Below are 13101 nucleotides of genomic sequence, written 5' to 3' on the forward strand. Positions count from 1 at the left end.
CTCCACTCTTCGCCAAGAGTATCCATTCGCATGCAGTCCACGATAATCGGTTATCACGCGGGCTGCAATCCTTTAAGTTAACGCCTATGGGGGCCGGGGGAGGGGCCCTCTACTCCATCCCGTTCTGCACCATCGACTCCAGCGACGTTTCCACGTCCGCCGGTGTGCCGTCCATGCGCCGGGGGATGGCGCGCTCGTAGATCTCCGCCAGCTCGCCCGCCGCGGCTTCCACCGTTCCCATCGACGTGCGGATGGCGAACGTGCCGAACGGCGCGCCCACCGTGCCGATCCGCCTGGCCGGCACGCCGTGCCGCTCCGCCATCGCGAGCACCGCATCCACCCCGCCCGCCTCGCAGCTCACCACCACGCGACCCTGCGCCTCCCCGAACAGCAGCGCGTTGGGGGGCAGGTCGTCATGCAGCTCCACCTCCACTCCCAGCGGCGCGGCGGGATCGGCGATGGCGCACTCCGCGAGGGCGACGGCCAGCCCGCCCTCCGCCGTGTCGTGCGCGGAGCGGAGCAACCCGCCGCCGATCATGGCCAGCACGGCGGCGCGCAGCCGGTTTTCGCCGTCCAGGTCCAGCGCGGGCGCGTCCCCCGCCACGCGTCCGTGCACGACCTTGAGGTACTCGCTCCCGCCCAGCTCCGCGGTGTTGCGGCCCAGCAGAACGACCGCGTCGCCCTCGCCGCGGAACGGCGCCGTCATCACCCGGTCGATGTCGTCGATCACGCCCACCATGCCGATGGTGGGCGTGGGGTAGATGGCGCCGCGCGGGTTCTCGTTGTACAGGCTCACGTTGCCGCCCGTGATGGGCGTCTGAAAGGCGGTGCACGCCTCGCCGATGCCGCGCAGCGACTCGCTGAGCTGGTGGTACACCTCCGGCTTGAGCGGATTGCCGAAGTTCAGGTTGTCCGTCACCGCGCGGGGCAGGGCGCCGCTGCACGCCAGGTTGCGCGCGGCCTCCGCCACGGCGATCTGCCCGCCGCGGTACGGGTTCAGGAACACGTAGCGGGAGTTGCAGTCCACCGTGGCCGCGATGCCGCGCTTCGTCCCCCGCAGGCGAAGGACGGCGGCGTCGCTCCCGGGACCGACGACGGTGTTGGTGCGGACGGTGCTGTCGTACTGCTCGTACACCCAGCGCTTGCTGGCGATGGTGGGCGAGTCCAGCAGCGCGCGCAGCGTCCAGGTGGGGTCCGCCTCCTCCGCGCGCGGCGGGATTGCGGACACGTCTTCCGCGCGCAGCGCCGTGATCTCGGCGCTTTCCACCCCTTCGCGGGTGTAGGTGGGGCAGGCGTCCACCAGCGGCTCGCCGGGGATGTCGACGACCACAATCCCGTTTTCGCGAATCACGTAGCGACCCGTGTCCGTCACGTGGCCGATCACCTCGGCGTCCAGGTCCCACCGGCCCAGGATGGCGCGCACGTCCTCCTCACGCCCTTCGTGCGCGACGACGAGCATGCGTTCCTGCGTTTCGCTCAGCAGGATCTCGTACGGCGTCATCCCGCGCTCGCGGACAGGGACCGTCGTGATCTCGATGTCCACGCCGGTACCGCCGCGCGCCGCCATCTCCGTGGACGACGACACCAGCCCCGCCGCGCCCATGTCCTGAATGCCGACGATGTGGCCCGAGCGGATCAGCTCCAGCGACGCTTCCAGAAGAAGCTTTTCCGTGAACGGGTCGCCCACCTGCACCATGGGCCGCTTGGCCTCGCTCTCCTCGCTCAGCTCCGCGCTGGCGAACGTGGCGCCGTGAATGCCGTCGCGCCCCGTCTTCGACCCGACGGCCATGATGGGATTGCCGACGCCGGACGCCACGCCGCGGATCAGCTCGTCCGTCTTCATCAGGCCGATGGCCATGGCGTTGACGAGCGGATTGCCCTCGTACGCCGCGTCGAAGTACACCTCGCCGCCCACCGTGGGAATGCCGACGCAGTTGCCGTAGTCGCCGATTCCCTTGACCACGCCGCCGACCAGGTAGCGCACCCGGTCGCCCTCCGCGCCGTCGATCTCGCCGAAGCGCAGGGAGTTGAGCACGGCGATGGGGCGCGCGCCCATGGTGAACACGTCGCGAAGAATGCCGCCCACGCCCGTGGCGGCGCCCTGGTACGGCTCCACCGCGCTGGGGTGGTTGTGCGATTCGATCTTGAACGCCACGGCCAGCCCGTCGCCCACGTCGATGACGCCGGCGTTCTCCCCCGGCCCCTGCAGCACCCAGGGCGCGGTGGTGGGCAGCTTGCGCAGGAGGGGGCGGCTGTTCTTGTATCCGCAGTGCTCCGACCACATCGCGCTGAACACGCCCAGCTCGGTGTAGGTGGGCTCGCGGCCCAGGATGTCGAGAATCAGCGAGTATTCGTAGTCGCTGATCCCGTGCTCGACCACCAGTTCGGGGGTGATGGCCGGGTCTCCGGGGCGGGGCTGAACGGGCACGTCGGTCTCCAGCGAGAGTGGATGATTCAGGGCGCGCGGCCGGTGATGCGCTCCACCCAGCCCGCGGCCAGGTTGGGGTTCGCGCGCGGCGCGGCGGCACGCGGCGCGGGGGGCTGCGGGGCCGGCTGCGCCTGCGTGCGCACCACGGGCGCGGCGGCAGGCGGGGCCACGCGGGGCGCCGGCTCGGGCGTGGGCGCGGGGGTCGGAACCACCGTGGGCGACGCGGCCGCGGGCTGCGCCGTCGCCCCGTTGATGCGGGCGCGCTCCACGGCGGTGGGGTCGATGCCGCGCTCCTCCGCGTCACGCCGCGCGGCGCGGTCCACGGACGATTCCTCGTTGGCGCGGTCCTCCGCCCGGCGGCGGGCGGCGCGGTCGATGGAGCTTTCCTCGTTGGCCCGGTCCTCGGCCAGGCGCTGGCTGGCGCGGTCAATGGAGGTCGGCTCCGCGGCGCGCACCGTTCCCGTCACCGTGGCGCCCGTGGCCGGGGCCCCCGCGCGGGGGAAGACGGTGGTGCCGTTGGACACGCCGCCCGGCGCGTTCTGCGCCGCCGTCGCGCCGATGACGACGGTGGGCGCCTCGCCGGGGCGGGCCTCGCGCGCGGTCACGCCGGTGTCCTCGCTCCGGCGCGCGTCGCCGGGAACCACGATCACCTGGGTGCGCTCCGTGGCGGCGGGGGCGCCGTTCACCTGCAGCCCGCCCACCACCACGCGGCCGCTGCCGTCCGCGGCCACGGAGCCGGTCTGCTCGCCGCCGCCGGCCTGCTCCAGCGCGTCATCAGCGCGGGGGCCGGTAATGGTGCGCCGCCGGGTGCGAAGGACGGCCGCCACCACGCGGTCGTCGCGAAAGAAGACGACGTCGTCGGAGCCGCAGCGCACCGCGCACCCGTTCAGGTAGTACCAGTACGTCCACTCGCCGGACTCGCGCGTGGTGGCCGGCGCGCCGAACGCGGCGCGCACCTGCTCCTGCGTCATTCCGCGCGAGATCACGGCCTGCGCCGACGCAGGCACCGCGGCCACCACCGCCGCCAGCAGCGCGAAGCGAATCATGTTGTTCATCCGGCACTCCTGTGTGAAAAGTGCTCAGTGCCCAGGTTCAAGTGCCCAGGTACGGCCTTCCCGTCTCCAGCCTCCGTGGCTGTCCGCCGCCGGCTGTGGAAAGTGCCCAGGTTCAAGTGCCCAGTGCCCAGGTTCAAGAGCCCGGTGCCCAGGGGAAATTGCCCAGGGGCGGGTGCCCCGTGCCGAGGTGCCGGGCTCCTCATCTCCGAAGCAGGTCCGGCAATCCGCGTCCGTGCCGGGCACTTGGCACTTGGCACTGAGCACTTGGTACTGCTGTTCACCTTCCCGCCAGATGCCCCGCGATCGATGTAAACAGCCCCACCCCGTCCGTGGCGCCCAGCAGCGGATCCACCGCGCGCTCCGGGTGCGGCATCATGCCCAGCACGTTCCCGGCCGCGTTCACGATCCCCGCGATGTTGCGCGCGCTGCCATTCGGGTTGGCGCCGGCGGTCACGTTCCCTTCGGCGTCGCAGTAGCGGAACGCCACGCGCCCCTCCGCCTCCAGCTCGTCCAGCGTGCGGTCGTCGGCGGTGTAGCAGCCTTCGCCGTGGGCGATGGGGACGCGGAGCACCTGGCCGGGGGCGTAGTCGCTGGCGAAGGGCGGCTCCGCGCGCTCCACGCGCAGGTACACGGGGCGCGAGCGGAACTTGAGCGAGCGGTTGCGGATCAGCGCGCCGGGGAGCAGCCCGCTCTCGCACAGGATCTGGAACCCGTTGCAGATCCCCGCCACAGGACCGCCCGCCTCCGCGAACGCGATCACCTCGCGCATGATGGGGCTCTTGGCGGCGATGGCGCCGCAGCGCAGGTAGTCGCCGTAGCTGAAGCCGCCGGGGAGAAAGATGGCGTCCACGCCCTGCAGGTCGTGGTCCTTGTGCCACAGATACACCGTTTCCGCATCCAGCACCTCCCGCGATGCGCGATAGCAGTCGTAGTCGCAGTTGCTGCCGGGAAAGGTGACCACCCCGATCTTCACGACGCGCTCCCCGCCGCCACCGTCACGGCGAAGTCTTCCGTCACCGGGTTGGCCAGCAGCTGGCGGCACATGGCGTCCACCCGCTCGCGCGCCTCTCCCTCGTCGCCCGCCCGCAGGCCAAAGACGATCAGCCGGCCCACGTGCACCTCGTCCACCCCGTCGAACCCCAGCGACGCCAGCGCGCCGCCCACCGCCTTGCCCTGGGGGTCCAGGATGCCGCGCCGGGGCGTCACCCGAACCTCGATCCGGTAATCCGTCACGCTCGATCCTCAACGTCAGAAGGGGCGCCGTCGCGCATTCCGCGGCGAGGGCGGATGTCCTCGTACTCCAGTTCCCGCGCCTGCTGCTCCTCCGGATCCTCGTCCTCCAGCGGGTCGCCCTCCGGCAGCCGGTCCTGGAACCCGGCGAACACCGAGTGCACCAGCCCCCAGGTGATGTACAGGATGGAGAAGGGGAAGAAGAAGTACTCCGGATGGGTGAAGGCCGACACCAGCGCCGCCACCATCAGCACGATGGCGAAGCGCCCGCCCCAGGTGCGCACGCTGAACCGCGGGACGACCGGGTACAGCACGTTGCTCACCATCAGCACGCCCACGAACAGCATCAGAAAGCCGGCCGTGCGCGGAATGGAGATGTGCGGCAGAAAGCGCTCCCAGAACGCCGTCTGGGTAAAGGCGAAGTACGTGGCCAGGCACGCGCCCGCCGTGGGCGAGGGAAGGCCGTGGAACGCGCTCTTGGCCGTTCCCGCCTGCTCGATGTTGAAGCGCGCCAGGCGAAAGACGGCGGCCACGATGTACAGGAACGAGAGGATCCAGCTCCACTCGCCGCCCTCGCGAAAGAACGCGAAGTAGGCAATGAGGGCCGGCGCCACGCCAAAGCTGATGGCGTCCACCAGCGAGTCCAGCTCCTCGCCGAACGCGCTTCCGGTGGCGGTAAAGCGGGCGATGCGGCCGTCCAGCAGGTCCATGATGGCGGCGCCCACGATCATCCATCCCGCCTCGGCGTACTGGCCGCGGCTGGCGTGAATGATGGCCCAGATCCCCAGGAACAGGTTGCCCAGGGTAAAGGCGCTGGGGAGGATCACCACCCCGCGGCGCAGCCGGCGGCGCCGGGAAATCGGCTGGGGGGCGTTCACGTCGCTTCGGGGTCGGTAAGGGGAAAGTCGTCCAGCGCCATGCCGGTAATGCGGCGGAAGGCGTCCTGGTAGCGGCGCGAGGTCTCGGCCACCACCTCGGGCGGCAGCGCCGGGCCGGGCGGCGTCTTGTTCCACGCGCCGGCGCGCTCCAGCTCCTCCAGCCAGTCGCGCAGGGGCTGCTTGTCCAGCGAGGGCTGCCCGCGCCCGGCCTGGTAGCTGTCCGCGGGCCAGAAGCGGGACGAGTCCGGCGTGAGCACCTCGTCCATCACGCGGATGGAGCCGTCGGTGTCCGTGCCGAACTCGAACTTGGTGTCCGCGATGATGATCCCCGCCTTTGCCGCCACGTCCCGCCCGCGTTCGTAGAGGGCGAGCGAGGCCGCCTTCAGCCGCTCCGCCGGCTCCGCGCCGACGATCTCGCGCATTCGGGCGAAGGGGATGTTTTCGTCGTGCCCGGTTTCGGCCTTGGTGGCGGGGCTGAACACGGGCGGGTCCAGCCGGCCGGATTCGCGCAGCCCCTCCGCGAGCGGCTCGCCGGCCAGGGTGCCCGTCAGCCGGTACTCCTTCCACGCGCTGCCGCTCAGGTAGCCGCGCACCACGCACTCCACGGGAAACGGGCGGAGCTTGCGGACCAGCATGGACCGGCGCGCCCACTGCCCGCGGCTTTCCGCCAGCGCGGGGTAGCGCGCGGCGATGGCGTCCGGATCGATGCTGAGGACGTGGTTGGGCACCAGGTCCGCCGTGCGCGCGAACCACCACGCGCTGATCAAGGTGAGCACCTCGCCCTTGCGGGGGATGGGGTCGGGCATCACCACGTCGAAGGCGCTCACGCGGTCGGTGGCCACCATCAGCAGCGCGTCGCCAAGGTCGTACACGTCGCGGACCTTGCCGCGCACGAGCAGCGGAAAGGGAAGGTCGGTGCTGACCAGAGTGGCAGTCAGGGTCTGCGCTCCATCGCGAGTCTTTGATCGGGCCCGGAAAGCGGGGAAACTACGCGCCGCTACCCCGGGCGGCAACCGGCGGAGACATCGCTGAACAGCGAATGTTGCAGAGGAACAGAGAACGGCCAGAGAAACAGAGGAGCCCTGTGCCGTCCTCTGTATCTCCGGCTTTTCTCTGTCCGTCTGTACCCCACGCTCTTCCGTCACCGAGGCCGGCGGCGATCTCAGGCCCAAGGCGGCGCGCCGTCGGTGGAGGCAACCGGGCTGTGCGACTGCCGTTTCGCACGGAGGCCGCGGAGGAGCGTGGGATGGCGATGTTTCCGTGCGCCGGGCCGCGATCAGCACTCCGAGGAACCGCTTGTGCCTGGGCGGCGATTCAGCTCGTCCAGAAGGCGTCCGCGATCAACTCTCTCGCCCTCACGCCTCGGCGCGTGAGTGTCATTCTGAAGGAGGCGCCGCGCGGGCTGTCCGACGCCTCGCACTCTGGCGCCGACTGAAGAATCCCGCGCCACGGCATCCGCTGCACGACCGGCTGCGCGGCGTGCCCCGGACCCTGCGGGCGCCGCGGAGAGGCCGGGCCACGCCGCGCCGGCCAGCGGTCCCGCCAATGCTTCGGCCCGGGATCCTTCGGTCGCACAGGGCTCGTCGCGGCGGAAGGTGCGGTGCGCTGCTCCCTCAGGATGACGCCCACACGCCGGGGTGATCGGCAGGCACAGTTTCTCAACACGCTCTCAGGATAACGCCCACACGCCGGGGTGATCGGCAGGCACAGTTTCTCAACACGCTCTCAGGATGACGTCCATACGCGGGGGTGATCGGCAGGCACAGTTTCTCAACACGCTCTCGGGATGACGCCCACGCGCCGGGGTGATCGGCAGGCATTGATTGCCAACATGCTCTGAAGCGGCGCCACGCGGCGCGAGTTCGCCGGCACCGTCGGACGAGGCTGGGCCGCGGCTCTGGACGACGGCGGCCGGGCGCGCGCATGTTGTGGCGCGACCCGCCGTTCATCGATTCCATCCCGCCCCGCGCCCCGCCGCACCTCCATGGAACTCACGTCCATTCGCCGCAGCCCGCTTCCGTTTCTGCTGGGCGCGGCGTCCGTCGTCATTCTGATCGCGGGGATGCGCGCGGCGTCGGGGATCCTGAACCCCATGCTGATGGCGGGCTTTCTGGCCCTCCTCTTTCAGCCGCTGACGCGCAGGCTTCGGCGGTGGGGGATGGCGGGCGGGCTGGCCGTCACGCTCGTGGTGCTGGCAGTGGTGCTCACCGGGCTGCTGCTGGTCGCCTTCGTGGGCGTGTCACTGCGGCAGATCGCGGTGGAGTTCCCCACGTATCGCACGGAACTGGAGGGTGTGCTGAACACCCTGTCGCGCATGGCGGCGGGGTACGGCATCGATGCGGGCGCGTACCTGGAGCGGGCCATCCAGGGCCCGGAGGTGGGGCGCACCCTGCTGAACGCATCGACGGGAGTGGCGGGCGGGCTCAGCAGCCTGGCGCTCACCTTCTTCATCTTCGCCTTCATGCTGGGCGGCATGTGGCAGCTGGAGCGGCGGGCGCGGACGGGCGCGCGCGACCACAGCCCCATGGCCGCGCAGTTCCTGCAGTTCAGCAGTACCATCCGCGGCTACATGGGAGTCCGCGCCGTGCTGGGCCTGATCGCCGCCGTGCTGAACTACGTGCTGCTGATGGTGCTGGGCGTGGACTACGCGCTGCTGTGGGCGGTGCTTTCCTTCGTGCTCAGCTTTGTGCCCAACATCGGCTTCACCCTCTCGCTGCTCCCGCCCACGCTGCTGGCGCTGGTGGGGAGCGGGTGGCGCGACGCGCTGATCGTGTTCGTGGGTTATCAGCTCATCAACAACGTGCTGGACAACGTGATCGGGCCGCGGTTCGTGGGGCGCCAGATGCAGATTTCGGCGCTGCTGAGCTTCCTTTCCGTGATCTTCTGGGCCTGGGTGCTGGGCCCCACGGGCGCAATCCTGGCCGTGCCGCTCACCGTGCTCATCCGCGACCTGGCGTTCGGCGAGCCCGGCGCGGACGTGGCCCCGCCCCAGCCGGTTACCAACTCGTCCATCCCCACCCCGCACGCCCCCGAGCCGCCGCCGGCCCCGGACTCTGCCTGACCCAGGCCCCGGCCCCGGGCACATCCGTCCCCTCACTTTCGTACTTTCGTACTTTCGTACTTTCGTACTTTCGTACTCTCGTACTGCCGTTCCGCACTCCGCACTCCGCACTCCGCACTCCGCACTCCGCACTCCGCACTCCGCACTTCTCCCCCCTCCCGCTTGCGTCCCCGCCCGGCCGCCGGTATATGAACGCGCCCGCAGTCCGGGCCGGCGCCGCGCCGCGGGCCGATTCACCGATCCAAAAATCCCGGAGCCGCGCGTGAGCGACGACGCCATCAAGGACATCACCATCATCGGCGCGGGCCCCACGGGGCTGTTCGCCGCCTTCTACGCCGGCCTGCGCGGCGTAAGCTGCCGCATCATCGACGCGCTGCCGCAGCTGGGCGGGCAGCTGATGGCGCTGTATCCCGAAAAGTACATCTTCGACGTCGGCGGCCTGCCCAAGATCCTGGCCAAGGACCTCGCCAAGAACATGATCGAGCAGGGCACGCAGTTCGGCCCCGACGTGGTGCTGGAGGCCGAGGTGCAGCAGCTGATCCCCGAGGACGGCCACATCCGCCTGGTGACGCCCAGGGGCGAGTTCTTGACGAAGACGGTCGTGATCACCGCCGGCAAGGGCGCGCTGAACCCGCGCGTGCTGGAGTGCCCGGGTTGGACGGAGCACTACAACGAGTCGGGCGGCGCGCACACGCACGTGCGCCAGCCGGAAGACTTCCGCGGCAAGCGGGTGCTCATCGTGGGCGGCGGCGACTCGGCGGTGGACTGGGTGCTGGGGCTGCGCGGCATCGCGAAGGAAGTGACCGTCATCCACCGCCGCGACGAGTTCCGCGCGCACCGCAGCAGCGTGATGGAGATGCGGCAGGCGGCGGAAAAGGGTGAGGTGACCATCAAGACGCCGTACGAAATGCGCGAGATCCACGGCGAGAACGGCTGCATCGCGCGGGTCACCATCTTCAACAACGACACCAACGAGGATGAGGACCTGCACGTGGAGGCGGTGATCGCGCTGCTCGGCTTCAAGCCGGACCTGGGCCCCATCGGCAAGTGGGGGCTGGAGCTGGAGCGCAACACCATCAAAGTCAGCCAGCTGATGGAAACCAACATTCCCGGCGTGTACTCGGCGGGTGACGTGGTGCACTATCCCGGCAAGCTGGAACTGATCGCCACGGGGTACGGTGAGGCGGCGGTGGCGGTGAACAACGCCGTGCACCACATCAACCCCAAGGCGCGCGTAAGCCCGGGGCACTCCACGAACCTGAAGCAGTTCAAGCAGGAGGACGGGGAGGAGTAGGAACGGCAGGGAATAGGGAATAGGGAATAGGAACAGACAGGGACAACCACTCAGGAGGCGGGGATGGACGCGGGGGGAGGCGCGGTGAGATGACGGCGAGCTCACATCGGGATCTGGTGGTCTGGCAGAAGGCGATGGACATGGTGGTGCAGGTGTACCGCCTCTCAGATCGGTTCCCGAAAAGTGAGCTCTACCGTTTGACGTCACAGCTGACACGAGCCGCAGCCTCCGTCCCCGCTAATCTCGCCGAAGGCAACGGGCGATCGACACGGCGCGAATACGCGCACTTTGTCTCGATCGCCCGCGGCTCACTCAACGAAACCGAAACCTTTCTCCTGCTCGCCATCCGCCTGGGCTACATCACCGAAGAGCAGACCGGCGCAACTCTCTCCCTGGTCACCGAAATCGGCCGCATGCTCACGCGCCTCCACGCCCGCCTGAGTTCCTGACGACCGCCGTTCCTATTCCCTATTCCCTATTCCCTATTCCCTTATGTCCGTTGCACTTGTAACCGGCGGCGCAGTCCGCATCGGACGCGCGATCACCGAAGCGCTCGCAGAAGCCAGCTATCGCGTCGTCATCCACTACAACTCGTCCGCGGGGCCGGCGCAGGAACTGCGCGACGCGATCGTCCAGCGGGGCGGGGAGGCGCGGATCATTGGCGCGGACCTGTCGCGCGCGGAGGAGGTGAAGCGGCTGGCGGATGAGGCGGTCGCGGCGTTCGGGGGGATCGACGTGCTGGTGAACAGCGCGTCCGTCTTTCCGTCCGAAAAGCTCGAGGATACCGACGAGGCGCTGTGGGAGCAGACGATGGGCGTGAACCTGCGCGCGCCCTTCTTCCTCATCCGCCACCTCGCGCCCACGCTGCGTGAGCGCCGCGGCGCCGTCATCAACATGGCGGACCTGGCCGGGCTGCAGCCGTGGGCCGCCTACGCCGCGCACTCCATCAGCAAGGCGGGCGTGGTGCAGCTCACGAAGGTCGCCGCGCGCAGCCTGGCGCCCGAGGTGCGCGTGAACGCCATCGCGCCCGGCGCCGTGCTCCCGCCCGAGAGCATGAGCGAGGAGGAGATCGAGCGCCTGGCCCGCTCCGCGCCGCTGCAGCGCAACGGCTCACCCCGGGACGTGGTGCGCGCCGTGTTGTATCTTCTGCAGGCCGACTTCGTCACCGGCGAAACGCTGGTCGTGGACGGCGGCAAGCTGCTGCGCGGCTGAGTGGCAGCGCGGCGGGCCGGAACACCGCCCGCCGCGCCCCGGTACTGAACGAACCGACGAACGCCTCTCCGGCGGTTTCGCATCCCGTTTTCCCCATTGCAGATGGCTGCTCGCAAACCCGCCCGCCGGGCGCCCCGCAAGGGTGCCGCGGCCCGCTCGCCGCTCGCCACGGCCCTGCGCATCGCGCTGGTGCTGGGGGCGGTCTGCGCCGTCGCCGGCGCGGGCGTGCTCGTGTGGCTGTGGCCCCGCTGCTCCGGCTCCGGGTGCCCCTCGCCCGTGGCGCTGCGCGACTACACGCCGCCCCAGTCCACCCGCGTGTACGACGGCGGCGGCCGCCTGATCGCCAACCTGGGATCGGAGCGGCGCATCGTCGTTCCGCTGGACCGCATTCCCGCCAACGTGTCCGGCGCCTTTCTGGCCGTGGAAGACAAGCGCTTCTACCGCCACAAGGGCGTGGACTGGCGCCGCCTGGCCGGCGCCATGGCCCGCAACGTCCGCACGCTGCGGTGGTCGCAGGGCTTCAGCACCGTCACCATGCAGCTGGCGCGGAACGTGTTTCCCCAGCACCTCAAGCGGCAAAAGACGCTGCGCCGCAAGATGTGGGAGATCGTCCTGGCCCGGCAGATTGAAAAGGAGTTCTCCAAGGACCAGATCCTGGAGATGTACCTCAACCAGATCTACCTGAGCGGCGGGCTGTACGGCGTGGAAGCGGCGTCGCAGGGCTACTTCGGCAAGTCCGCATCCAAGTTGACGGACGCGCAGGCCGCCATGCTGGCCGCCATCCCGCGCAACCCGTCGTTCTACGATCCGCGCCGCAACCCCTCCGCCGTGGTTTCGCGCCGCAACGTGGTGCTGGGGCTCATGGCCGAGGCCGGCGTCATCACCGCCGCCGAGGCCGAAGCGGCCAGGGAGCAGCCGCTGGGGCTGGCGCCGCCGCCGGAGGCCAAGGGGACCGCGCCCTACTTCGTCGCCGCCATCCGCAAGGAACTGCGCGACCGCTTTGGCAACGACGCCGACCAGAGCGGCTACCGCGTGTACACGGCGCTGGACCCGGCCCTGCAGCGGTCGGCGGAGGTGGCGCTGCGCGAGCAGATCCGCGCGGTGGAGCGCGGCGCTCACGGCCGGTTCCGCGGCCCGTCGTGCGGCGGAACCACCGTCCACAACCCGGAGCGCTGCCTGCAGGGCCTGTTCGTGGCCATGAACCCGGAAACGGGCGAGGTCCGCGCGCTGGTGGGCGGCCGCGACTACGCCATCAGCCAGTTCGACCGGGTCACGCAGGCGCGCCGGCAGGCCGGGTCCGCCTTCAAGCCCATCGTCTACTCCGCCGCAATCGCGCAGGGCATTCCCATCACCGAGCCGCTGGTGGGGCCGGGCGCCGCGGCGGGCGGGCAGGGCGGCTACTATCCCGCCGACCACGTGGCGGATTCGGTGACCATGGACATGCGCGGCGCGCTGCGCACCTCGTCCAACCGCGCCGCCGTGGTCCTGGGCGAGCGGGTGGGCGCGACGCGCGTGGTGGCCGCCGCGCACGAGCTGGGGATCACCACGGAGGTGAAGCCGTTTCCGTCCACCTACCTGGGCGCTGCGTCGGTCATTCCCATCGAGCTGGTGGCCAGCTACTCGCCGTTCGCCAACGGCGGCGCGGCCGTCAAGCCGCAGCTCATCCGCCGGATCGAGGACGCCACGGGCAAGGTGGTGTGGCAGGCGCGGCGCACGCGGCGGTACGTGCTTTCGCCCGCCGTGGCCTTCATGACCAACTCGCTGATGCAGGACGTGGTGAACCGCGGCACGGGCAGCGGCGTGCGGGGGGCGGGCGGTCTGCCGTACACCATTCCCGCGGCGGGAAAGACGGGAACGACCAACGAGGCGGCGGACGTGTGGTTCGTCGGCGCCACGCCGGACCTGGTGGCGGGCGTGTGGTTGGGCTTCGACCGCCCGCAGCG

At 70.3% G+C, this 13101-nt stretch carries 11 protein-coding genes; 5 read left to right on the plus strand and 6 right to left on the minus strand.

Annotation, left to right across the window (positions count from 1 at the left end; all coding sequences use genetic code 11):
• Positions 1–109 precede the first annotated feature (109 nt).
• From purL to VF665_RS05045, 6 genes are all read right to left on the minus strand, one after another.
• Complete coding sequence (purL, locus tag VF665_RS05020) at positions 110–2428, minus strand: phosphoribosylformylglycinamidine synthase subunit PurL (protein WP_331052319.1); 2319 nt, start codon at positions 2426–2428, stop codon at positions 110–112.
• A gap of 26 nt (positions 2429–2454) precedes the next feature.
• Positions 2455–3483, minus strand: a complete 1029-nt coding sequence (locus VF665_RS05025) for a hypothetical protein (RefSeq protein ID WP_331052320.1) — start codon at positions 3481–3483, stop codon at positions 2455–2457.
• A 277-nt stretch (positions 3484–3760) separates the two neighbouring features.
• Entirely contained in the window at positions 3761–4456 is a 696-nt protein-coding gene (gene purQ / locus VF665_RS05030) for a phosphoribosylformylglycinamidine synthase subunit PurQ (protein WP_331052321.1), read from the minus strand.
• Entirely contained in the window at positions 4453–4716 is a 264-nt protein-coding gene (gene purS / locus VF665_RS05035) for a phosphoribosylformylglycinamidine synthase subunit PurS (RefSeq protein WP_331052322.1), read from the minus strand. The genes purQ and purS overlap by 4 nt, the downstream gene beginning before the upstream one ends.
• Positions 4713–5591 carry a CDP-diacylglycerol--serine O-phosphatidyltransferase gene (gene pssA, locus VF665_RS05040; RefSeq protein ID WP_331052323.1) on the minus strand — a complete coding sequence of 293 codons (879 nt, stop codon included), beginning with the start codon at positions 5589–5591 and terminating at the stop codon, positions 4713–4715. Before pssA ends, purS begins: the two co-directional genes overlap by 4 nt.
• On the minus strand, positions 5588–6529 hold the full coding sequence (locus tag VF665_RS05045; protein ID WP_349263102.1) for a phosphoribosylaminoimidazolesuccinocarboxamide synthase: 942 nt from the start codon (positions 6527–6529) through the stop codon (positions 5588–5590). The genes pssA and VF665_RS05045 overlap by 4 nt, the downstream gene beginning before the upstream one ends.
• A 1046-nt stretch (positions 6530–7575) precedes the next feature.
• Between VF665_RS05045 and VF665_RS05050 the strand changes: the two genes are divergently transcribed.
• From VF665_RS05050 to VF665_RS05070, 5 genes are all read left to right on the plus strand, one after another.
• Positions 7576–8652 (plus strand): AI-2E family transporter, encoded by a 1077-nt coding sequence (locus tag VF665_RS05050; protein ID WP_331052325.1) that lies wholly within the window; start codon positions 7576–7578, stop codon positions 8650–8652.
• 262 nt (positions 8653–8914) lie between these two features.
• The gene (locus VF665_RS05055) at positions 8915–9946 is read left to right on the plus strand and encodes an NAD(P)/FAD-dependent oxidoreductase (RefSeq protein ID WP_331052326.1); all 1032 of its coding nucleotides are present in this window, start codon (positions 8915–8917) and stop codon (positions 9944–9946) included.
• A 116-nt stretch (positions 9947–10062) separates the two neighbouring features.
• Positions 10063–10395 (plus strand): four helix bundle protein, encoded by a 333-nt coding sequence (locus VF665_RS05060; RefSeq protein WP_331052327.1) that lies wholly within the window; start codon positions 10063–10065, stop codon positions 10393–10395.
• A 43-nt stretch (positions 10396–10438) separates the two neighbouring features.
• Positions 10439–11158 (plus strand): SDR family oxidoreductase, encoded by a 720-nt coding sequence (locus tag VF665_RS05065; RefSeq protein WP_331052328.1) that lies wholly within the window; start codon positions 10439–10441, stop codon positions 11156–11158.
• 102 nt (positions 11159–11260) lie between these two features.
• Positions 11261–13101: transglycosylase domain-containing protein (locus tag VF665_RS05070; RefSeq protein ID WP_331052329.1), on the plus strand; the 1841-nt coding region annotated here is incomplete at its 3' end.

It is taken from the genome of Longimicrobium sp. (assembly GCF_036387355.1).
GTDB lineage: Bacteria > Gemmatimonadota > Gemmatimonadetes > Longimicrobiales > Longimicrobiaceae > Longimicrobium.

Bases quoted from the DNA above. Each gene is read 5' to 3' on its own strand.
- VF665_RS05025 (WP_331052320.1), bottom strand. From the start codon at position 3,483: ATGAACAACATGATTCGCTTCGCGCTGCTGGCGGCGGTGGTGGCCGCG.
- VF665_RS05050 (WP_331052325.1), top strand. From the start codon at position 7,576: ATGGAACTCACGTCCATTCGCCGCAGCCCGCTTCCGTTTCTGCTGGGC.
- VF665_RS05065 (WP_331052328.1), top strand. From the start codon at position 10,439: ATGTCCGTTGCACTTGTAACCGGCGGCGCAGTCCGCATCGGACGCGCG.